Raw genomic sequence first — 20,585 nt, 5'->3', positions numbered from 1 at the left:
ATTCCCAAACTGGAAAAAGGACATTTAACACCCCTTTTTTAGTATATTTAGAGCCTGACTAACAAAACAAACCGACATGAGACTAACAGACTTTTTTATTTGGATAATTGCACTGACGCCTGTACTGAGTTTGGCTCAAAAAAACAAAGATGCGGTACTTTCCAAATTGGAATCCAAAACAGAATATTATGGTGATATTGCCCATCAAATTTGGGATTTGGCGGAGATGGGCTATTTGGAAGAAAAAAGTTCTGCACTACTGCAAAAAACACTTTCCGATGAAGGCTTTTCAATTAAAAAAGGAGTGGCAGGTATCCCAACCGCCTTTATTGCAGAATACGGTTCTGGATCTCCGGTAATTGCCATTTTGGGTGAATATGACGCCTTACCTGGTCTCTCACAACAAGCGGTTGCTGAAAAGAAATCAGCCAATAAAGCTGCAGGACATGCTTGTGGTCACCACCTTTTTGGAACAGCCTCTTCGGCTTCGACTATTGCGGTGAAAGACTGGATGCGAGCAAATAAAATTCAGGGCACCATTCGATTCTATGGATGTCCTGCAGAAGAAGGAGGCTCTGGAAAGGTATATATGGTAAGAGAAGGATTGTTCAATGATGTTGATGTTGCCCTACATTGGCATCCTGGAGCGCAAAATGCAGCAAGCGCAGGTGCAGCTTTGGCCAACAAGTCCGCTAAATTTCGATTTTATGGAACATCGGCCCATGCCGCTGGGGCACCACATATGGGTCGCTCCGCGTTGGATGGCGTAGAGGCCATGAACGCTATGGTAAATATGATGCGTGAACACATTCCGCAGGAGGCACGAATCCACTACGTGATTACCGATGGAGGAAAAGCTCCCAATGTGGTCCCCAACTTTGCAGAGGTTTACTACTACGCACGTCACAATAAAAGAGATGTGGTCATTGATATTTTTGACCGTATTGTAAAAGCAGCCGAAGGTGGAGCCCTAGGAACCGGCACAACCATGGATTATGAAATGATTGGTGGCACCCATGAGTTATTGCCCAATCTGGTGTTGCAAAAATTGATGCACGATAACTTATCGGTAGTGGGAGGTTTAACCTATACCGACGAAGAAAAGGCTTTTGCGGAAAAAATTGCCTTGAGTTTTGGCTATAAAAAGTTGGATATTGAAAAAGCAACCGATATTCAACCATATAAAGAAAAGGCCAGAGCCTATGGATCTACAGATGTTGGTGATGTTAGTTTTGCCGTCCCTACTGTAGGGTTAAGCACTGCAACCTGGGTTCCGGGAACTCCTGCACATAGTTGGCAAGCTGTTGCAGCCGGAGGAACATCAATTGGCACAAAAGGTATGATGGTCGCGGCCAAAACCTTAACCTTAACGGCAATGGATCTATTTAAAAACCCTAAAATAGTTGAGGAAGCTAGGGTGGAATTGGAAAAACGTAGGGGCGAAGATTTTAAATATATCCCATTGCTCGGGGATAGACCTCCTGCTTTGGACTACAGAAAATAAGAATTTACCAAAAAGAGCTGTAACAAAAAACAATTTCCAAACACATATACAGCAAACTTACCAACCATAGTGAATAAAGAACTTGAACATCGTTTTGTGACGGAGCTTGAGAGCAATCAAAATATTGTTCATAAGGTATGCAGCCTATATACCAACGATCGAGATGCCCATAATGACTTGTTCCAAGAAATCACTATACAATTATGGAAAGCATATCCAAAATTTCGCGGCGATGCCAAATTCAGTACCTGGATGTACCGTGTTGCCCTGAATACGGCGATTACCCTATATCGAAAATCAAAGAAAAGGGTTCAGACCCAGGATTATGATTCGGTAATTTTTAAGATCAAAACCGACGAATATGACGATACCGAAGAAAAACAGTTGAAGCTCATGTACAATGCCATAAAGCAATTAGGCGATATTGATAAGGCTTTGGTCTTTTTGTATTTGGAGGACAAGGATTATGCTGAAATCTCACAAACTTTAGGTATTACGGAGGTTAATGCCAGGGTAAAAATGAATAGAGTAAAAAATAAATTAAGAACCATATTAAATCCTTAAAAGATGGTGGACGAACTGGAGCTTTTGAAAAAGGACTGGCAGAAAAAGGATGAACATCTTCCTAAGCTGTCATATGATGAAATTTATCAGATGATCTGGAAAAAATCATCATCCATAGTCAAATGGATATTTTATATCAGCATTATAGAATTTATACTGCCCCATTTGCTCTACCTAATCCCTTCAATGCGGAACAACCTAAGTATCTATTCGGATTTGGAATTGACCAATGTTGTTCTTGGAGTAAGTATTTTACAATACATTGTAATCTTTTATTTCATTTATCTTTTTTATAAAAGATATAAGGAAATTTCGGTATTGGATGATGCCAAGCTACTTACCTCTAACATTTTGAAGACCAGAAAAACGGTTAAATACTATGTCGTCTTTTCATTGTCCATGGTGCTTCTCACTTTTGCCATGTTGATTGTGGGCATCTACTTTAGTGATAACATCGCGGCCACCTTTGAATTGGGAGAAAAGCTGGCTGAAGTCCCACCAGAAAAACTCAAATGGATTTTTATGGGCAGTTTTGCAATTGTAGGTGTAATTTTCACTTTTGTTTTAGGAGGAATTTACTTTTTACTTTATGGATTGCTCACTAGAAAATTGCGCAAAAACTATCGTGAACTCCAAAAATTGGAAGTCTAGTCTCCCTTATAACTATACCTTCTTTTTTCATGTTCAGCTTCATAGGCAGCTAATTCCTCTTGAGGAATGACCTTTAAAAAAGAAGGATGCTGTTCTATAGCGTATTCCAACTTTTCCAAGATGGATTCGATGGACTCATTGTCGTAATCAATTTCCAAAGGCGGCTTAACATGCATAGATTGAAGTATCCCTTTCTTTTTAACACGCAGACCCTTTTTGTCAAACGAACGCCTAAAACCGTCAATTACAACAGGAACCACCACAGGTTTATATCGTTTAATGATATGGGCAGTCCCTTTACGTAATGGCTTCCAAGGTGTTGTGGTTCCCTGTGGAAAAGTAATTACCCAACCATCATCCAGTGCTTTTGCAATGTTACTGATATCGCTGAATTTTACTTGGCGGTTCACATCTTGTCCATCAGCTCTCCAAGTTCTCTCAATGCTGATGGAACCCGCATAGGCCAATATTTTTGCCAAAACGCTTTGCTTCATGGTTTCTTTGGCCGCTACGTAATAAATATTGAGTTTCGGATTCCAGAGGTAACCCAAATTTTTGATGTTGTCATCCCTTCCCTTCAAGCTGGCATTGAAAACATGAAACATGGCCACCACATCTGCAAAATAAGTCTGGTGATTACTTACAAAAAGCACATTGGAATCGGGTAGATCCCGAATCACTTGGGAACCTTCAATCTCCAATTTATTGAACCCTTTATATCGTTGGTGAGTGATGGAACCCGCTATACGAATCAACCATCGCTTCAAAAACAGAATATGTCCAAAAGGATTTTCTTTAAACAGCCCCATAAGTAATGCGTTGTGGGCTAATTTACAAAATAGCGGCTAAAGCACCTGTTCCAAAAGCTCCTTGATTTCGCTCATCATCATCGCCGTCGCTCCCCAAACGGTATAACCATTTAATTTATAGGCGGGTACATTAATGTTTTTAGCATAAGAAGTGGTCAGGTTTTCTTCGATATGATTGGATTTGTCCAAAAAATCCTTCAAATATACTTCAACCAAGTCCTCCACTTCAGTCTCTTGGATTTTAAAAGGTTGTGGGTTTTGATAGATTCCGATAAACGGACTTACCATAAAATTACTTGGTGGTATATACACTTCGCTTAGCTCTTTTAACACCTCAACAGCTCCTGGAGGTACACCCACTTCTTCATGTGTTTCGCGCAAAGCGGTTTCCAAAAGCCCACTGTCATCCGGTTCAACCTTTCCGCCAGGGAATCCAATCTGGTTGGAATGCACCCCGGTATAGGTCTTTCTTAAAATGAGAAGTAATTTGGTGTTAAAATCAATGTCAGGGTAAAAAAGAGCCATAACCCCTGCTCTTTTTGGATTCATTTTTTGAATCTCGTTGGATTTTAGCCATTGCACACGCATTGCAGGTGACATTTTATGATGCGAATCCTCACCGGGTAGTGGGAGATTTTTTATTTTTAAAACCTGTTGGTAAAATTCCTTAAAATCCATGTTTTTAAAACAAACAGCTTTAGTTACAAGTATACTATTATTTTTTCTTGCCTCCTGCGGAGAATCTCCTAAAAAGAACAATCCCAAAGTTGAAGCGCAAATAGCGGAGACCGATTCAATTCCGAAAAAAGAGGCAGTTCCCCTGGAAGAGGAGGAAAAAGAAGAAGCCTTTGTGCTCAATGAGGAAAATGCGATTGACTTCTTTTTTAATTATGCAAAAGAAACAAAAGAAAACAGAGTAAGGCTCACAACAAGTATGGGTAGTTTCACGGTTCAACTCTACGATAATGTACCTTACCATAAGGCAAATTTCATATATCTGGCCAGAAAAGGGTATTTTGACAACACCCAATTTCATCGGGTGGTCAAGGACTTTATCATACAAGGTGGAAATTCCGATGACAAGGAAACCTCAAAAAAAAGAAGGTTGATCGGTAGATACTTGCTTCCGCCAGATGCGAAAAAAGGTCATAAACATCATCGTGGCACCATTTCAATGCCCAGCAGTGAGCGTAACAATCCCCATAAATTGGCCTCACCCTATGAATTTTTTATTGTTGTGACCAAACCGGGCTCATATCATTTAGATGGTTCTTATACCCCCTTTGGAAGGGTTGTTGAGGGCATGGATGTGGTGGATGCAATTAATAATGTTCCCGTAGGTGACGGAGATTGGCCTTGGCAAAATGTATATATTTTAAAGGCCGAAGTACTTTAGCCAACTTCTTTTTTATAGATATTGGGAAGACGGATATCGAACTTCACCGCTAAAACCCGTAATGTAATCACTAATAGAATTGCCGCAACATAGGCATACCCTTCGGGTATGGGCAGTTTTACAAAAAGAAAATAGCTAAATCCGCCCGCAATGCACGCCGTGGCATAGATCTCTTTTCTAAAGATCACAGGAATTTCGTTGCAAAGCATATCCCTGATTACTCCACCAAAACTTGCGGTCATGGTACCCAATGCAACACACATCACCGGAGAAAGGCCTGCCTGGATTCCTTTTTCCACCCCTACCATAGTATAAAGCCCAATTCCAATAGTATCGAACAAAAACAGAGATCGTCTTAAATACTTTAGCTGGTTTACAAACAGAATTCCAAAGATCACAGTAATAAAAATGGTGAAAACATAGGTCAAATCACGCATCCAACCAACTGGGGTATTTCCAATCAATAGATCCCTAAGGGTACCTCCACCAATGGCCGTCACAAAAGCAATAATCAACACCCCAAACAAATCCAAGCGTTTTTCCATGGCAACAAGTACGCCCGAAAGTGCAAATGCCACCGTTCCTAAAATATCAATGGTCTGATAAAACATGTTTACATTTTTTGGGTATAGTAGTTGTAATCTTTTAAAACGGTATCCAAGAACTGGACATCATATAGATTGGATTTTGTATTCAAAATACTTTCAACTTTAACCCGTAAAGCGGTCAAAGTTTTAAAATCGTTGCTCCTTCGCGCAATTAAAAAAGTATCCTTTATCAATCTAACATCTTTGTCGGTCAATAATGTTACATTGGTGAACTGCGGGGTATACTCTTCATTAATTTCTTCCAGGATAGTGTGGGAAACCTTGGTTTTGTTCTTTGTGCTTATCACAACGGTTCCGGCAGCTGCATCTCCCACACGTTGTCTTTTTTCGGTGAAAAGTATGGACAATATTCCAATAGATCCCAAAAATATCCAAATATCCACTAAGCGAAGCATCCACCGAACAAGGTAGTTGCTCCAATGTACGGGTGTTCCATCCAACCGGACAACCCTCATTTTTAGCAACATTTTCCCCACAGTTCTACCATTAAAAATACTGTGCATTAAAAGGGAATAGAACATGGCAGGCAAAAAGATAAGTGCCACCAAGCCTCGTTGGGTCCAGGAATCTTCATAAATGTAACCAATGGCATCACCAACAATATTCACCAAAAAGGCATATATCCAAAGTATAAAGCCATCTATTAAAAACGCAACTATTCTTTCTCCAATGCCTACAATTTTATAATCTAGGTTAACATTTTGCGTTGTATTGATTTGGAGGTTACCCATATAAACGTAATTTTAGCTTAACGAATTCCTATTTATGCGCGAGGCCGCCTTTGTGAAACAAAATAAGGAAAAATGGATTGCTTTTGAAAAGGCACTTTCCTTTAGTTCCCATACCGACCCCGATATTTTGGTAGATGGTTACATTCAACTTACCAACGACCTGGCATATGCACAAACGTATTACGATCAGAGTAAAACTTTATTGTATCTGAATTCTTTGGCTTCCCAGGCGCACCAGAAAATTTATAAGAACAAAAAAGAATCCGGAAACAGGATAATTGATTTCTGGGTGCGTGAATTTCCGCTGTTTTTTAAACAGTACCATGGCACTTTGGGGATTGCCTTTCTTATTTTTTTGGTAGCCTCAATGATTGGAAGTATTTCGGCATTGAATGATTCTTCATTTGTTCGATTGATATTGGGAGATGCCTATGTCAATGAAACTTTGAACAATATAGCCAACGGAGACCCCACCGCCATTTATAAAAGTGGAAGTGAGGTAGGCACCTTTTTAGGAATAACCATAAATAACATAAGGGTTGCTTTTTTGGCCTTCGCTTTTGGAGTCATTACAAGTATTGGCACAGCTTATATTTTGTTTAGCAATGGCGTAATGCTGGGTGCATTTATCACATTTTTTTACACAAAGGATGTTTTTTTTGAAGCCAATAAACAGATATGGTTGCATGGAACTATTGAGATATCAGTTATTATTGTTGCTGGTTGTGCCGGGCTTATCATGGGCAACAGTATCTTATTTCCAAAGACATTTTCCCGAAGGGTGTCATTCATGAAAGGTGCAAAAGATGGACTTAAAGTTGTGGTGAGCACCATACCATTTTTTATTATCGCCGGTTTTATTGAAGGATTTATTACCCGTTATTCCAACATGCCCAATTGGCTGGCATTTGCCATTATTGGAGGGTCTTTGTTTTTAATAATCTATTACTACATCATATACCCAATCAAAGTTAACCGAACATATGAAAGACAAATACATTGAGCTTAGGATAAATCGTGATTTCGGCGATATTCTAACCGCTTATTTCGATTTTTTAAAGCAAAACATAAAGAAGTTCACCAATGTTTTCTTGAGTTACAATGGGGTCTTTCTTATAGGTTTGCTAATCACCAGTTATTTATTGGTCTCTGGATTTGTTGGACTCATTGCCGCAGAAGGCAATTTTTTAGGCACTGGACCAGTCCAAACCAATGAAGACACTTATTGGATTTATATTGTTACCGGAGGTATCTTGTTTTTTATCATCTTCATTTTAGTTGCTGGCTTAAATTTTAGTCTCAGTTCTTCCTATTTGGTAAAGTACGATGAGCAAAAAGGCATGGGTTTCCATAAAAAAGAGGTTTGGGAATTGACAAAAAGTAGGTTCGGCAATACACTACTTTTCATTTTACTTCTGATTCCCATTTATTTGGTCTTTATGATCGTTGCACTTATTTGTGCCTTTATTCCTCTGCTGGGAATGTTTGCCCAATACATTATCCAATTTTTTATGACAGCTTGGATAGGTGTTTCCTTCTTTAGTATGATGAGTGAGAATAAAAGCGTAACCGATGCTTTTGGTGAAGGTTGGAATTTGGTCAGTAAAAGCTTTTGGAAATCCATTGGGGTAAATTTTATTCTTGGCCTGTTGAATGGATTGTTGTTTTTTATAATTCTTTTAATTCCACTGATACTTATAGGAATCTATACGTTCCATGTCGTAGACAGCGGAGTGGATGTTGGAAGCTCTGTAGTTGCCACCGTCATTTATACATTAGGATTGTGTCTTCTCCTTATTTTAATGGTTTATGCACAATGTCTTTCACAGTTTGTAAATGGGATTCTTTTTTATGCATTGCACGAGAAAACCTATAATATAAACACCAGAAGTAAAATTGAGCAAATAGGACAAGCCGAATAGTGATAAAACGTAACATCGTCTTATTTTTTCTTTTTTGTGCGGCCACAGTGTTTGGTCAAAATGATTCAATAGCCATACCTATTGACCAAGAATCCATACTGCAAGAGCGAATTTTGGATGAGGATTTAAGCAAAAAATACACAGGCGAAGCGTTCAATTATGATGTAAAAACAGGAGAATCCCAAAACTTGCTTGCTCGATTCCTTAAATGGATGTTGGAAGCTTTGAGCAGCGCTTTTGGAATTGATATTTCCCCTTCGACACTACTGGTTTTGGAATATATTATTTACGGTTTGATGGGCCTCTTGGTCATCTTTATTCTAATACGGGTATTTGTAAACGAAAAATTCCATGCGATTTTCACCAAAAAGGCCAAACCGCTAGTAGATATAAATCTTGCCGAACAACACATTGAAACTGTAGACTTGGACTCCCTTATGAGTTCTGCCCTCAAAAACAAAGATTATAGGCTTGCAGTGCGGTATCAATTTCTAAAAATCCTGAAGCAATTATCACAAAAAGAAATCATTGAATGGCATTTTGAAAAAACCAATTTAGATTATCAAAAGGAAATTAAGGAAAGTGAGTTACAGACCGAGTTCCAAAGAGCTTCATACCTCTATGAATATATTTGGTATGGAGAACAACATATCGATGCGCTGGGATATGAGAAAACAAGTTCCCGTTTTATGGCTTTAAATAATATAATCAAGTAACATCCATGGACAGGCGATCTAAAGTAGTTGTTGCGATTTTCTCCCTTGTAGTTTTGGGTATCATTATTACTGAAATTGTTAGGCCCAAACCCATTAACTGGAGGCCTTCCTATACTGCAGCAGATAAAATTCCCTTTGGATGTTTTGTACTGTATAGCGAATTGCCGGAAATGTTTGGCGACAGTGAAATAGCAACGGTTGAAGAAAGTGTGTACAATGCTTTAATAGGGAATGATTCTTCCATAAGTTCCAATTATATTTTCATCAATGATTATGTAGACTTGGATGAACAAGAAACAAATCAAATCCTGGATTACGTAGCTGCCGGGAATACAGTTTTTATGGCTGCCACAAGTATTGCCTGGCAGTTGTCTGACACATTGAATATTGCCATCGAATCCGAATATGGGGTGAAAGAAGGAAGCAGCATATTAACACTGACCAATAAAAAAATTGACCACGATAAATTTAAACTGTCAAGAGGTAATTTTAATTCACACTTTACCAGTGTAGATTCAACCAACACCACCATTTTGGGCCATATCACATATACGATAGATAATTTTATTAACGACAAACCGGACCAAACATTCACAAAACCCAATTTCATCAAAACCCGGTTTGGCAATGGCCACTTTGTTTTGAACACAACACCAGTGGCCTATTCCAATTATTATATGTTAAAAGGGAATCAGGATTATGTGTCCCACACGCTTTCATATTTGGAAGACAAAACCCTTCTGTTCTGGGACAATTACAAAAAATCAGGGCGTGTTGTTATTGATTCACCCATGCGCTTTGTTTTGAATCAGAAATCCTTAAAATGGGTGTATTACTTGACCATGCTGGGCCTTTTGCTTTTTGTGCTTTTTAAGGCCAAACGCGAACAACGTATTATTCCTGTGATAGAGCCTTTGAAAAATTCTTCTGTGGAGTTTGCACAGGCCGTGGGTTCGCTATATCATCAGAACAAAGATTTTACGGATTTAGTCCAGAAAAAATTAAATTACTTTTTGGCTAATATCAGAAATCGATATCATATCGACACTGGCCAACTAAATGATAAAACCATTCAAATCTTAGCTGCTAAAGCTGGGAAGGATATAAAACAAACCAGGGAATTAATAGAATATATTGTCCATTTAAAACATAAAAAATCTTATACCGAGCAAGAAAGTATTGAACTCAATAAAAAAATAACCGCATTTAAGCAGTAAAAAATGGAAGAAAAAGAATCACAAGAAGGTGCAATGGAGTTTAACCAAAGGGTAGATCTTACCAAGTTGCAGGAAGCTGTTTCCCAGATTAAATCAGAATTGGGAAAGGTTATCATAGGCCAACACGACATGGTTGAACTGTTGATCATTTCAATTTTGGCCAACGGTCATTCATTGATTGAGGGAGTTCCGGGGGTCGCTAAAACCGTAACCGCCAAACTATTGGCAAAAACCATGAACGTAGATTTTAGCCGCATCCAATTTACCCCAGATTTGATGCCAAGCGATATTCTTGGGACCTCCATATTCAATGTAAAAACTTCAGAATTTGAATTTAAGAAAGGTCCCTTGTTTTCAAATATCATTCTAATTGATGAAATCAACCGTGCCCCAGCTAAAACGCAGGCAGCATTATTTGAGGCCATGGCGGAACGCCAAATTACCATGGATGGCACCGAATACGACATGGAGCCTCCTTTTTTGGTTTTTGCGACCCAAAACCCGGTTGAGCAAGAGGGCACGTACCGACTTCCTGAAGCACAGCTTGACCGTTTTCTTTTTAAGATCAATGTGCAATACCCAAGTTTGGAAGAAGAAATCCAGATTTTGGAAAGCAAACATGAACAAAAAAACGCTATTGCCGAAGATCTTATCAGTTCCGTTTTGTCTGCCAAAGAAATAGCGGAATATCAAAAAACCATTAAGGACATTATCGTAGAGCAAAACCTCCTAAAATATATTGCCGCGATTGTGGATAATACCCGAACCAATGCCAATCTTTATCTCGGGGCATCTCCACGAGCCTCAATTGCCATAATGGATGCATCAAAAGCTTTGGCGGCTATAAGCGGTCGGGATTTTATCACACCGGATGATATAAAAAAAGTAGCAGGTCCCATTTTAGGCCATAGAATTATTTTGACCCCTGAACGTGAAATGGAGGGGCTAACTGCTGAGCAAGTTGTAAAACAAATTGTAGAAAGTATTGAAATACCAAGATAAAACCAGCACTTGAAAAGAATATTTAAACAAACTTACTTTCAAAAGCGATTTTTTATAGCGCTTACAGCGATCATTGTCGCTTTTCTGTTTTCGTACATCTTCGATGACATCTTTGGAGCGGTGAAAGTGCTGTTCTACGTTTTTATGCTCTTTTTTGTTGTTGATTTTTTATTGCTGTTTGCTTCAAAAGGTAGTTTGTCGGGAAACAGAATACTCCCTGATAAACTTTCCAACGGGGATGAGAATCCAATCCAATTGGAAATTAAAAATAGCTACTTATTCCAAACCGATATCAAAATTATTGATGAGATACCCTTTCAATTTCAAAAAAGGGATTTTGGCCTTAAAAGTAAAATTGCCAGTGGGGACAGCAAAAAATATGATTATCAACTCAGACCAACGGAACGTGGTGTATATTCCTTTGGAAGCTTAAATGTATTTGCCATTTCTCCCATTGGTTTTCTTGCCAGAAAATTTAGTTTTGCCCAATTGCAAGAAGTACCTGTATATCCTTCTTTCCTTCAACTTCAGAAGTACGACCTCATTGCTTTTACCAATAGATTGCATGAATATGGACTCAAAAAAATAAGACGAATTGGGCATACCATGGAATTTGAACAAATCAAGGAATATGTTCAAGGGGATGATATTCGAAACATTAATTGGAAGGCCACGGCAAAGAAGAACCAATTAATGGTCAATCAATACCAGGATGAAAAATCGCAGCCGGTGTATTCTGTAATTGACAAAGGACGGGTAATGAAAATGCCCTTTAATGAGTTAAGTCTTCTGGATTATGCCATAAATGCAACCCTGGTCATTAGCAACATTGCCCTAAAGAAACATGACAAAGCCGGAATGTTCTCCTTTAGCGATAAAATTGAAAACCGTGTAGTTGCTGAACGAAGAAGTTCCCAAATGAACCTCATTTTGGAAACACTTTACAACTTGGAAACCAATTTCGTGGAAAGTGATTACAGCAGATTGTACATTGATGTAAAACGAAATCTAAACCAGAGGAGTCTGCTCTTGCTATATACCAACTTTGAAACATTGGATGCACTGCACAGGCAACTCCCCTATCTTCAAGCCATTGCAAAACAACATTTGTTGGTTGTCATCTTTTTTGAAAATACGGAACTTAATGAGTTTGCCACGAAAAGTGCAGAAACAGTTCATCAAATCTTTGAACAGACCATAGCGGAGAAGTTTATTTATGAGAAAAAACTCATTGTAAACGAGCTTCGTAAATATGGTATTCAGACTATTTTGACCAAACCGGAAAATTTGACCATTAACACTATCAATAAATATCTAGAAATTAAAGCAAGGGGGTTACTCTAAAACTTGGTTGGAAATTTTATAAAAGTTTGGGAGTTCGGTACTCATGGCCAACACCTTATTCGATTCAGGGTTTATTTTAAAATCATCCCCATTTAACCGTTGGGTGGTAAGACTTCCCATGGGTCTTTTTTTATTTCGTTTTTTAGAAAAAATTTCGATGGTGACCCCTACGGTAACACCACCTAGAATTGTAGCTGCCAAATCATCATTGTCCCATTGGTTTCCTTCTTGACCTGCATCTACAGCCTCTTTTCCAATTCCTACCAAAGCACTGCCAACCACGGAACCAACAAAGGTCCAAGCCCGATTTCCATCTGTTATTTGCTTAGCAACTCCGGCCCCGGCCAAACCAAAAAGGTTGCCTCCCAAAAAATGAAGTGCTTTGTCGCGTTCTATTTGACCAAATAGCTGCGACCCGATCATAAAGACCAGAAGGGTTGATAGTAGTGTTCTCATGTTCTCGATTAAATGTAGCAAAAATCCGTTATAACCTGTGCTACAGTCGATTAACTGTACTTTTTATCCGACTAAACTCTTCCGTCATCTCTTTTACGATTTCCCCAGCTGGTTTAATGTCGTGAATCAACCCTGAGACTTGTCCTATTTCCAGTTCGCCTTCTTCCAAATCACCCTCGAACATTCCTTTTTTTGCCCGTGCTCTTCCCAAAAGAACTTTTAGTTCTTCGGTGGTCGCTCCATTTGAGTATGCTTTTTGAACATCTTGATAGAATTTGTTCTTGAGCAAGCGCACCGGGGCCAATTCTTTTAATGTTAAATGCGTATCGCCTTCTTTGGCCAAAACAATCTGTTCCTTGAACAAATCGTGGGACGAACCTTCGGTACTGGCAGCAAATCTACTCCCAACCTGAACGCCATCGGCACCTAAAACCATAGCGGCCAACATAGCTCTACCTGAACCGATTCCTCCTGCCGCAATTAATGGAATATTGATTTTTTCTTTTACAGAAGGAATCAGAACCATGGTGGTCGTCTCATCTCTTCCATTGTGTCCACCAGCTTCAAAACCTTCCGCCACTATGGCATCAACACCTGCTTCCTGAGCTTTCATTGCAAACTTTACGCTACTTACCACATGCACCACCGTAATCCCATTTTTCTTCAAAAAGGGCGTCCATGTTTTAGGGTTCCCTGCTGATGTAAAAACAATTTTTATTTCGTTTTTTACAATTATATCCATCAGCTCCTCAATATTGGGATATAACATGGGGATATTTACTCCAAAAGGTTTGTCAGTGGCTTTTTTGCACTTATCAATATGTGCTTGAAAAACATCGGGGTACATGCTCCCAGCTCCCAAAAGTCCTAATCCACCAGCATTGGAAACTGCAGAAGCCAAACGCCATCCACTGGTCCAAATCATTCCACCCTGTACAATGGGATATTTTATACCGAAAAGTTGTGTGATTCTGTTTTGGTCCATATTATGAAATTACACCTGAGCCAACAAGCTCATCACCCTTATACCAAGCCACAAATTGGCCTTCTGTAATGGCAGACTGTTTTTCCTTAAAATCAACATAAAGCCCATGGTCGGTTTTATACAGGGTAGCCGGCTGCAAAGGTTGACGGTATCGTATACGAGCCATGACTTGCATGGTTTCATCCACCTTTAATGCCAAGTCCTGTCGCACCCAATGCAGTTCATCTTCTTTTACAAATAAGGTGTTTCGTAACAAACCAGGATGGGATTTTCCTTGACCGGTATAGATAATATTCTGCTCCACATCTGTATCTATTACAAATAAAGGCTCCTTTGTTCCTCCGACATTCAATCCCTTTCGTTGCCCAATGGTAAAATAATGAGCACCTTGATGTTCTCCGACCACTTTTCCGTCTTCCAACGAATACTCTGGTTTTTCCGCTTGAAATGCCAACTCCGAAACTTTGTTTTCAAATTTGGGTATTTCGACAGAAAATTGATGGGCATTGCTTGGGACTTCAACAATTACCCCTTTTTTGGGTTTTAATTTTTGTTGGAGAAATTCAGGTAAATGCACCTTTCCGATAAAGCAAAGTCCTTGAGAGTCCTTTTTATCTGCGGTAATAAGGTCGTTTTCAGCTGCTATCTTTCGAACCTCTGGCTTAAGGAGTTCACCGATTGGGAACAACGTTTTGGACAACTGCTCTTGTGACAATTGGCACAAAAAATAGGATTGATCCTTGTTGGGGTCTTTACCGGATAAGAGCTGATATGTTTCTGAACCATCTGGGTTAATAATGGTTCCTTTTCGACAATAGTGTCCAGTAGCCACATAATCGGCTCCCAACTGCAGTGCAATTTTCAGGAAGACGTCAAACTTTATTTCGCGATTACAGAGCACATCGGGATTTGGTGTTCTTCCTCTTTCATATTCATTGAACATATAGTCCACGATACGTTCCTTGTATTCCACGCTCAAATCGACAGTTTGAAATGGGATTCCCAATTTCTCTGCTACAATAAGTGCATCGTTACTATCTTCCAGCCAAGGACATTCTTCGGATATAATCACGGATTCATCATGCCAGTTTTTCATAAACAGGCCTATCACTTCATAGCCCTGCTGCTGTAACAAATAAGCCGCAACACTTGAATCAACACCTCCCGAAAGTCCTATAACTACCTTTTTCATCATTCTCTTTCAATGCTGCAAAAATACAAAACGGTCCCAACTTATTTTATTTACAATTATCCAATCAACTTAACACCGTTTCTTCAAAACAATTAAAAAATATTTAAATTTTGTAGGTGAATTATTACAAAATATACCTTATCATTTAAATTATCGGAGTTCCTTTATCTATAAGGGTTTACCGTTTATCGATGACACATCAAAAGAGGTCTCTTTACCATACAAAAATGTGCCTTTTGACAACTATTAATTTTTTGAGGAGGTATTATGTGTCATCTTTGGAGTCCCAAATCTTTCCAAACTATACCTATCAATGGTGAAAGCTCCCCCACGAACATGGGGGAGTTTTTATTTTATAGTAATCGGATTATCTTCTACCTGCCTTTTTTTGTTCCTCGGCCTGCTCCATCATCTCGCGCATTTTCTTTTGGAACTTGTTCTCCTTTTTAGGCTTCTTTTTGTTTTCTTGGATTTGGGCATGAATTTTATCCTCATCCAAAATATACTTCTTGATAGCCAACATAATAAAGATGGTAATCAAGTTGGAGATGAAATAATACAAACTCAATCCACTTGCGTAGTTGTTAAAGAAGAACAACATCATTAAGGGAGAAAGGTACATGATGAACTTCATATTGGGCATACCCGGCTGTTGTTGCATTTGCATGGTTTGCCCTGTGGTCAATGTCATATAAAAGAATATGGCCACGGATGCCAAAATCGGGAACAAACTCACATGATCTCCGTAAAATGGGATTGAAAATGGTAGATTGAAAATAGTGTCATATGATGACAGATCCTCTGCCCACAAAAACGATTTCTGCCTTAGGGCAAAAGAGGTCGGGAAGAACATAAACAGGGCATAGAAAATTGGAAGCTGCATCAATGCCGGAATACACCCACTCATTGGGCTTACCCCCGCCTTGCCATATAACTTCATGGTCTCCTGCTGCTTCTTCATGGCATTGTCCTTGTACTTCTCATTGATTTCAGTAATCTCAGGCTTCAATACTTTCATCTTGGCCTGGGACAAATACGATTTGTATGTGACAGGAGATAACGCCAATCGAACCAAAATAGTCATTACAACAATAGCGATACCAAAAGGTAAGAATGAGCTCAAGAAACTATAGAAGGGAGTAAATACATATCTATTGATCCATCCAAAAATACCCCAGCCAAAATAGATCGTATCCTCTAACTCGTATTCGTCATATTGACTAAGCACCTTTATGTCGGTAGGGCCGTAATACCAATTTAGGCTTTCCGAAAATTCCCCACCTTCCAAGGATATAGGAATCGATGCTCCAAAATTCTTGGTGAAAGCAATCTCTTTATTTTCCTCCTCCACTAAGTTTTCAGAACGGAGATTAGCCGTTTTAAAGTTCTTTTTGGTTGCTAATATTGAAGTGAAAAAATGTTGCTTATATGAAATCCATCGCAAATCTTTCTCAGTTTCTTCATCTTCACTTGAAGAAGCAGATAGATAGTCGATTTTTCCGTCTTCATAATTGTACATGACCTCGGTATACCTATTTTCATATTGTACACTTTTATCATGTCGAATACCTTTTAAATTCCACTCCAGATCAATCGGTCTGCTCGAATTTACAATCCCATTTAACCCTTGGGAGCGAATTGTAAAGTCCACCAAATATTCATCGGGTTTCATTTCATAGCGGTACTCCAAAAAACGGTTGTTATCAACCTTTGCTTTCATAGAAAGCACTTGATTATCACCACTTTTGGTAAGTGAAGGTTCAAAAAACAAGTCTTTGGTGTTTAACACCCTGTTATCGGAGATGGAAAAATTGACGCCAAAATTGGCGTTATTTTCCTTAATCAAATATACAGGTACGGAATCGTGTGTGACAAAATTCTTCATTTTGGCCTCTACGATCTGTCCACCTTTGTTGGCCACTTTCAAATAAAGTACTTCATTCTCAAGTATGGTCTCTCCTTCTGAAGCAGTGGTAAAACCAAATGCTCCAACAGAGCTTTTATAATCGGCAACGGCCACTGAGTCTTGCAAATTTATTTGAGTAGACGTATCCTCCTCCACTACCTTTGCCGCTTCCACCTCTGCAGCTCTGGCCTCAGCTTCAATTTTTGCCTGTTCGGCTTTTTGGGCCTCCAATTCTTCTGGTGTGGGCTGATTTTGGTAAAACATAAAAATGAGTATTCCAAAAATCAATACAAATCCTATAATGGAGTTGATATCCAGCTTCTTTTCTTCCATGAAAATTATTTAGTGAAAATCTTTATCTGCCTTTTTCGGTGGCAAATATATGTCCAAAACCGCAGTTTATGCCAAACTGGCATTAGTTTGTTGCTGTTTTTGTGCTAAAACCGCCTTTACAAAACCTACAAATAATGGATGTGGATTTGCAACAGTGCTTCGGTATTCTGGATGGTATTGCACCCCTACAAACCATGGGTGGGAAGGAATTTCAATCACCTCAACCAATCCTGTTTTTGGGTTTAATCCAGTTGCCAACAAGCCTGCATCTTCCATTTGGGTTTTATAATCGTTGTTGAACTCAAAACGATGGCGATGACGCTCTGCGATTTCGGTAGTTCCGTAGGCATCATATACCAAACTTTCTTTTTTAAGTGTACAATCCCATGCTCCCAAACGCATTGTGCCGCCCATATCGGTAACCAATTTCTGTTCTTCCATTAGACTGATAACCGGGTGGGCAGTTGCTTCATCCATTTCCGTGCTGTTGGCACCTTTTAAATTCAGGACATTTCTTGCAAATTCGATAACTGCCATCTGCATACCCAAACAGATTCCTAAAAAGGGAATGTTATTTTCACGGGCATATTTAACCGCCGTGATTTTTCCTTCAATACCTCGTTCACCAAAACCAGGGGCTACCAAAATCCCATCCAAGCCCACCAACCTTTTATCAATATTGTTGGCCGATAAATGTTCGGAATGTATAGAACGCACTTCAACTTTTACCTCGTTGGCCGCTCCAGCATGTATAAAGGATTCCAAAATGGATTTATAAGAATCTTGAAGTTCAACATATTTACCAATCAAACCAATCGTTACTTGGTGTTTAGGATTTTTGTGCTTGTTAAGGAATTGGTTCCATTGATCCAAGTTAGGTTCAGTTTCATTGGCAAGAGCCAATTTCTCCAACGCCACTTTGTCCAACCCTTCTTCTTGCATCAAAATTGGCACATCATATATTGTGGATGCATCTATGGATTGAATTACCGCTTCTTGTTTCACATTGCAGAACAATGCCAGTTTTTCTTTGATATCATCCGAAATTTCATGCTCTGTTCTACAGACCAAAATATCGGCTTTTATTCCGCTTTCCATCAAGGTTTTTACAGAGTGCTGGGTAGGCTTGGTCTTTAGCTCACCTGCTGCGGAAAGAAAGGGAACCAAAGTCAAATGAACTACTATGCCATTGTTATCGCCCAATTCCCATAGTAATTGTCGCACTGCTTCTATATAAGGTAGTGATTCAATATCACCAACTGTACCTCCGATTTCGGTAATTACGATATCATAATCTCCGCTTTTACCCAAAATCTGAATTCGTTCTTTAATTTCATTGGTAATATGGGGAACCACCTGCACCGTTTTTCCCAAAAATTCCCCTTTGCGTTCTTTTTCAATAACACTTTGGTAAATTCTTCCGGTGGTTACATTATTGGCCTGCGATGTTCTAACGTTTAGAAAGCGCTCATAATGTCCCAAATCCAAATCTGTCTCGGCGCCATCATGTGTCACATAACATTCGCCATGCTCATAGGGGTTCAACGTTCCAGGGTCTACATTGATATAGGGGTCTAATTTTTGTATGGTGGTGCGGTAACCTCTGGCCTGTAGTAACTTGGCCAAGGATGCAGCGATAATTCCCTTTCCTAAAGATGAAGTAACGCCTCCCGTAACAAAAATGTACTTGGTCTGTGACATATTTGGGTTCTCTATTACGGGGTGTAAAGGTACAAATTGCAAGTGGAATACTGGATTATTCCTTCGGAAATTCTTTTTGGATTTTTCTAATCAAAGGCTCCAGGCCATTGTCTTTAATATCCAACATGGTGGTCAAATGTTCGCCCAGCTTGCCATTCGGAAAACCTTTCTGTCGGAACCAAACAAGATAGGCCAAGGGCAAATCTACCAGATATCGACCTTTATATTTTCCAAAGGGCATCTTATAATGTGCCAGTTCAAGTAGTTTTCTATGGTCTGGGCCAACTTTCATTTCAGGGTCTAAAGTACTATCTTTCCACAACAATAACTCCCGACCATGAAAAGACGAAACTTTATTTCTACCTCCGCCGTTGGCGCCGCGGCAATAGTGACCACAAAATCAATAGCACAATCAAAAAATATGGACAAAGATTTTACCTTAAAAAACAATATCAACCATAGTGTTTGCCAATGGTGTTTTGCTGATTACCCTCTTGAGGAATTCTTAAAAATATTGAACGGATTGGGCATAAAGGCCATCGATTTAATTGGTCCAGAGGGTTGGCCCCTACTTAAAAAGTATGACATTCATTGTTCCATGTGCAATGGGGCAGAAATAAGTTTGACCGAGGGTTGGAACGACCCAAAGTACCACGACACCCTGATTAAAAATTATACGGAAATGATTCCGAAAGTTGCCGAAGCTGGTTATACCAATCTCATTTGTTTTAGTGGTAACCGAAGAGGCATGAATGATTATGTAGGACTTCAAAATTGTGTGGATGGACTTTCCAAAATAATGCCGTTGGCCGAAAAGCATGGCGTTGTAATCCAAATGGAGCTTTTCAATCAGGTCAACCATCCCGATTATATGTGCGACAGTTCTATTTGGGGAGTAGAACTTTGCAAACATTTGGGCAGTGATAACTTTAAGTTGTTGTTTGATATTTATCATATGCAGATTCAGGAAGGGGATATTATTCGCAGCATTCAAAATTACCACTCCTATTTTGGACATTATCACACGGCAGGGGTGCCTGGCAGAAATGAAATTGATGAGACCCAAGAACTTTACTATCCCGCCATTATGAAAGCTATTCTGGAAACTGGCTATACGGGTTATGTTGCACAAGAATTCATCACCACTTGGGAAGATAAGATTGAAGCGCTAAAAGATGGATTTATAAGGTGTGATGTTTAACATTACATTTTCTAACCAATCATTAATATCAGATCATCTAAAAAATGGCAAGCCATAAATTAACCATCATAGCTAAGATTTTAGCCAAAGAAGAAAAAAGGGAGTTGGTACAACAGGAACTATTAAACTTAATCCATACCACAATGGCAGAGAAGGGCTGTATCGATTACAGTCTTCATCAAGATAACCAAAACCCTAACCTCTTCCTTTTTTATGAAAATTGGGAAAGCTTGGATTTATGGCAAAAGCATATGGAAAGTGCACATGTTGCCGCCTGTACTTTAGCCATTGAAGATGCCATCGAGGAAGTTGTATTGAATGAAATGACCCATATCGGGTGAGAATTA

The 20,585-nt window shown here is 39.2% G+C and carries 22 protein-coding genes; 12 read left to right on the top strand and 10 right to left on the bottom strand.

Translation table 11 applies throughout. The features are described 5' to 3' along the window. Positions 1-76 precede the first annotated feature (76 nt). From ACULLG_RS09685 to ACULLG_RS09675, 3 genes are all read left to right on the top strand, one after another. Positions 77-1,504: an amidohydrolase gene (locus tag ACULLG_RS09685; protein ID WP_452126594.1), complete on the top strand. Its 1,428-nt coding sequence runs from the start codon at positions 77-79 to the stop codon at positions 1,502-1,504. A gap of 69 nt (positions 1,505-1,573) precedes the next feature. Continuing rightward, a complete protein-coding gene (locus ACULLG_RS09680; protein WP_452126593.1) occupies positions 1,574-2,068 on the top strand; it encodes an RNA polymerase sigma factor in 495 nt (164 codons plus the stop codon). 3 nt (positions 2,069-2,071) lie between these two features. Then, the gene (locus tag ACULLG_RS09675) at positions 2,072-2,719 is read left to right on the top strand and encodes a hypothetical protein (RefSeq protein ID WP_452126592.1); all 648 of its coding nucleotides are present in this window, start codon (positions 2,072-2,074) and stop codon (positions 2,717-2,719) included. On the opposite strand, the gene ACULLG_RS09670 is transcribed toward ACULLG_RS09675, so the two are convergent. Further along, positions 2,716-3,528, bottom strand: coding sequence for a lysophospholipid acyltransferase family protein (locus tag ACULLG_RS09670; RefSeq protein ID WP_452126591.1), 813 nt, complete (start codon positions 3,526-3,528; stop codon positions 2,716-2,718). The genes ACULLG_RS09675 and ACULLG_RS09670 overlap by 4 nt on opposite strands. A 36-nt stretch (positions 3,529-3,564) precedes the next feature. Further along, positions 3,565-4,206, bottom strand: a complete 642-nt coding sequence (locus ACULLG_RS09665) for an NUDIX hydrolase (protein WP_452126590.1) — start codon at positions 4,204-4,206, stop codon at positions 3,565-3,567. Between ACULLG_RS09665 and ACULLG_RS09660 the strand changes: the two genes are divergently transcribed. Further along, positions 4,205-4,924: a peptidylprolyl isomerase gene (locus ACULLG_RS09660; protein WP_452126589.1), complete on the top strand. Its 720-nt coding sequence runs from the start codon at positions 4,205-4,207 to the stop codon at positions 4,922-4,924. The genes ACULLG_RS09665 and ACULLG_RS09660 overlap by 2 nt on opposite strands. Here ACULLG_RS09660 and ACULLG_RS09655 read toward each other — a convergent pair. After that, positions 4,921-5,535: a trimeric intracellular cation channel family protein gene (locus ACULLG_RS09655; protein WP_452126588.1), complete on the bottom strand. Its 615-nt coding sequence runs from the start codon at positions 5,533-5,535 to the stop codon at positions 4,921-4,923. The genes ACULLG_RS09660 and ACULLG_RS09655 overlap by 4 nt on opposite strands. Positions 5,536-5,537: 2 nt before the next feature. Then, positions 5,538-6,263 (bottom strand): RDD family protein, encoded by a 726-nt coding sequence (locus ACULLG_RS09650; RefSeq protein WP_452126587.1) that lies wholly within the window; start codon positions 6,261-6,263, stop codon positions 5,538-5,540. Between the two features lie 34 nt (positions 6,264-6,297). Here ACULLG_RS09650 and ACULLG_RS09645 point away from each other — a divergent pair, with 34 nt between their 5' ends. From ACULLG_RS09645 to ACULLG_RS09620, 6 genes are read left to right on the top strand one after another with little or no spacing between them, the layout of a single operon-like run. Beyond that, positions 6,298-7,266, top strand: coding sequence for a stage II sporulation protein M (locus ACULLG_RS09645; RefSeq protein WP_452126586.1), 969 nt, complete (start codon positions 6,298-6,300; stop codon positions 7,264-7,266). Then, positions 7,247-8,185, top strand: coding sequence for a hypothetical protein (locus tag ACULLG_RS09640; protein WP_452126585.1), 939 nt, complete (start codon positions 7,247-7,249; stop codon positions 8,183-8,185). The genes ACULLG_RS09645 and ACULLG_RS09640 overlap by 20 nt, the downstream gene beginning before the upstream one ends. Then, positions 8,185-8,901 (top strand): hypothetical protein, encoded by a 717-nt coding sequence (locus ACULLG_RS09635; RefSeq protein ID WP_452126584.1) that lies wholly within the window; start codon positions 8,185-8,187, stop codon positions 8,899-8,901. Before ACULLG_RS09640 ends, ACULLG_RS09635 begins: the two co-directional genes overlap by 1 nt. Positions 8,902-8,906: 5 nt before the next feature. After that, a complete protein-coding gene (locus ACULLG_RS09630) occupies positions 8,907-10,118 on the top strand; it encodes a DUF4350 domain-containing protein (protein ID WP_452126583.1) in 1,212 nt (403 codons plus the stop codon). A 3-nt stretch (positions 10,119-10,121) separates the two neighbouring features. Beyond that, a complete protein-coding gene (locus ACULLG_RS09625; RefSeq protein WP_452126582.1) occupies positions 10,122-11,120 on the top strand; it encodes an AAA family ATPase in 999 nt (332 codons plus the stop codon). A 9-nt stretch (positions 11,121-11,129) separates the two neighbouring features. Further along, positions 11,130-12,464, top strand: coding sequence for a DUF58 domain-containing protein (locus tag ACULLG_RS09620; RefSeq protein ID WP_452126581.1), 1,335 nt, complete (start codon positions 11,130-11,132; stop codon positions 12,462-12,464). Here the strand turns inward: ACULLG_RS09620 and ACULLG_RS09615 are convergent. From ACULLG_RS09615 to ACULLG_RS09590, 6 genes are all read right to left on the bottom strand, one after another. After that, entirely contained in the window at positions 12,456-12,920 is a 465-nt protein-coding gene (locus ACULLG_RS09615; RefSeq protein ID WP_452126580.1) for a hypothetical protein, read from the bottom strand. The genes ACULLG_RS09620 and ACULLG_RS09615 overlap by 9 nt on opposite strands. A 40-nt stretch (positions 12,921-12,960) precedes the next feature. After that, a complete protein-coding gene (locus ACULLG_RS09610) occupies positions 12,961-13,905 on the bottom strand; it encodes an NAD(P)H-dependent flavin oxidoreductase (protein ID WP_452126579.1) in 945 nt (314 codons plus the stop codon). A gap of 1 nt (position 13,906) precedes the next feature. Continuing rightward, positions 13,907-15,097 (bottom strand): tRNA 2-thiouridine(34) synthase MnmA, encoded by a 1,191-nt coding sequence (gene mnmA, locus ACULLG_RS09605; RefSeq protein ID WP_452127959.1) that lies wholly within the window; start codon positions 15,095-15,097, stop codon positions 13,907-13,909. Positions 15,098-15,464: 367 nt separating this feature from the next. Continuing rightward, entirely contained in the window at positions 15,465-17,336 is a 1,872-nt protein-coding gene (gene yidC, locus ACULLG_RS09600) for a membrane protein insertase YidC (protein WP_452126578.1), read from the bottom strand. Positions 17,337-17,402: 66 nt separating this feature from the next. Beyond that, positions 17,403-19,037, bottom strand: coding sequence for a CTP synthase (locus tag ACULLG_RS09595; RefSeq protein ID WP_452126577.1), 1,635 nt, complete (start codon positions 19,035-19,037; stop codon positions 17,403-17,405). Positions 19,038-19,092: 55 nt separating this feature from the next. Then, on the bottom strand, positions 19,093-19,329 hold the full coding sequence (locus tag ACULLG_RS09590) for a DUF3820 family protein (protein ID WP_452126576.1): 237 nt from the start codon (positions 19,327-19,329) through the stop codon (positions 19,093-19,095). Positions 19,330-19,374: 45 nt separating this feature from the next. Between ACULLG_RS09590 and ACULLG_RS09585 the strand changes: the two genes are divergently transcribed. Together ACULLG_RS09585 and ACULLG_RS09580 are read left to right on the top strand one after the other, a co-directional pair. Continuing rightward, positions 19,375-20,238, top strand: coding sequence for a hydroxypyruvate isomerase family protein (locus tag ACULLG_RS09585; RefSeq protein WP_452126575.1), 864 nt, complete (start codon positions 19,375-19,377; stop codon positions 20,236-20,238). A gap of 44 nt (positions 20,239-20,282) precedes the next feature. Then, complete coding sequence (locus ACULLG_RS09580; RefSeq protein ID WP_452126574.1) at positions 20,283-20,579, top strand: putative quinol monooxygenase; 297 nt, start codon at positions 20,283-20,285, stop codon at positions 20,577-20,579. Positions 20,580-20,585 lie beyond the last annotated feature (6 nt).

The sequence above is a fragment of the Flagellimonas sp. 2504JD1-5 genome (genome assembly GCF_053618295.1).
Note: the sequence above shows the minus strand (reverse complement) of the source record. Positions and strands in the feature narration are given on the sequence as shown.

Excerpts from the sequence above, each read along its gene's own strand:
- ACULLG_RS09630 (WP_452126583.1), top strand. The coding sequence starts at position 8,907 with ATGGACAGGCGATCTAAAGTAGTTGTTGCGATTTTCTCCCTTGTAGTT.
- ACULLG_RS09580 (WP_452126574.1), top strand. The coding sequence starts at position 20,283 with ATGGCAAGCCATAAATTAACCATCATAGCTAAGATTTTAGCCAAAGAA.
- ACULLG_RS09675 (WP_452126592.1), top strand. The coding sequence starts at position 2,072 with ATGGTGGACGAACTGGAGCTTTTGAAAAAGGACTGGCAGAAAAAGGAT.
- ACULLG_RS09665 (WP_452126590.1), bottom strand. The coding sequence starts at position 4,206 with ATGGATTTTAAGGAATTTTACCAACAGGTTTTAAAAATAAAAAATCTC.
- ACULLG_RS09590 (WP_452126576.1), bottom strand. The coding sequence starts at position 19,329 with ATGAAAGTTGGCCCAGACCATAGAAAACTACTTGAACTGGCACATTAT.
- ACULLG_RS09595 (WP_452126577.1), bottom strand. The coding sequence starts at position 19,037 with ATGTCACAGACCAAGTACATTTTTGTTACGGGAGGCGTTACTTCATCT.
- ACULLG_RS09655 (WP_452126588.1), bottom strand. The coding sequence starts at position 5,535 with ATGTTTTATCAGACCATTGATATTTTAGGAACGGTGGCATTTGCACTT.
- ACULLG_RS09650 (WP_452126587.1), bottom strand. The coding sequence starts at position 6,263 with ATGGGTAACCTCCAAATCAATACAACGCAAAATGTTAACCTAGATTAT.
- ACULLG_RS09670 (WP_452126591.1), bottom strand. The coding sequence starts at position 3,528 with ATGGGGCTGTTTAAAGAAAATCCTTTTGGACATATTCTGTTTTTGAAG.
- ACULLG_RS09585 (WP_452126575.1), top strand. The coding sequence starts at position 19,375 with ATGAAAAGACGAAACTTTATTTCTACCTCCGCCGTTGGCGCCGCGGCA.
- ACULLG_RS09660 (WP_452126589.1), top strand. The coding sequence starts at position 4,205 with ATGTTTTTAAAACAAACAGCTTTAGTTACAAGTATACTATTATTTTTT.
- ACULLG_RS09610 (WP_452126579.1), bottom strand. The coding sequence starts at position 13,905 with ATGGACCAAAACAGAATCACACAACTTTTCGGTATAAAATATCCCATT.
- ACULLG_RS09685 (WP_452126594.1), top strand. The coding sequence starts at position 77 with ATGAGACTAACAGACTTTTTTATTTGGATAATTGCACTGACGCCTGTA.
- ACULLG_RS09645 (WP_452126586.1), top strand. The coding sequence starts at position 6,298 with ATGCGCGAGGCCGCCTTTGTGAAACAAAATAAGGAAAAATGGATTGCT.
- mnmA (WP_452127959.1), bottom strand. The coding sequence starts at position 15,097 with ATGAAAAAGGTAGTTATAGGACTTTCGGGAGGTGTTGATTCAAGTGTT.
- ACULLG_RS09640 (WP_452126585.1), top strand. The coding sequence starts at position 7,247 with ATGAAAGACAAATACATTGAGCTTAGGATAAATCGTGATTTCGGCGAT.
- yidC (WP_452126578.1), bottom strand. The coding sequence starts at position 17,336 with ATGGAAGAAAAGAAGCTGGATATCAACTCCATTATAGGATTTGTATTG.
- ACULLG_RS09615 (WP_452126580.1), bottom strand. The coding sequence starts at position 12,920 with ATGAGAACACTACTATCAACCCTTCTGGTCTTTATGATCGGGTCGCAG.
- ACULLG_RS09625 (WP_452126582.1), top strand. The coding sequence starts at position 10,122 with ATGGAAGAAAAAGAATCACAAGAAGGTGCAATGGAGTTTAACCAAAGG.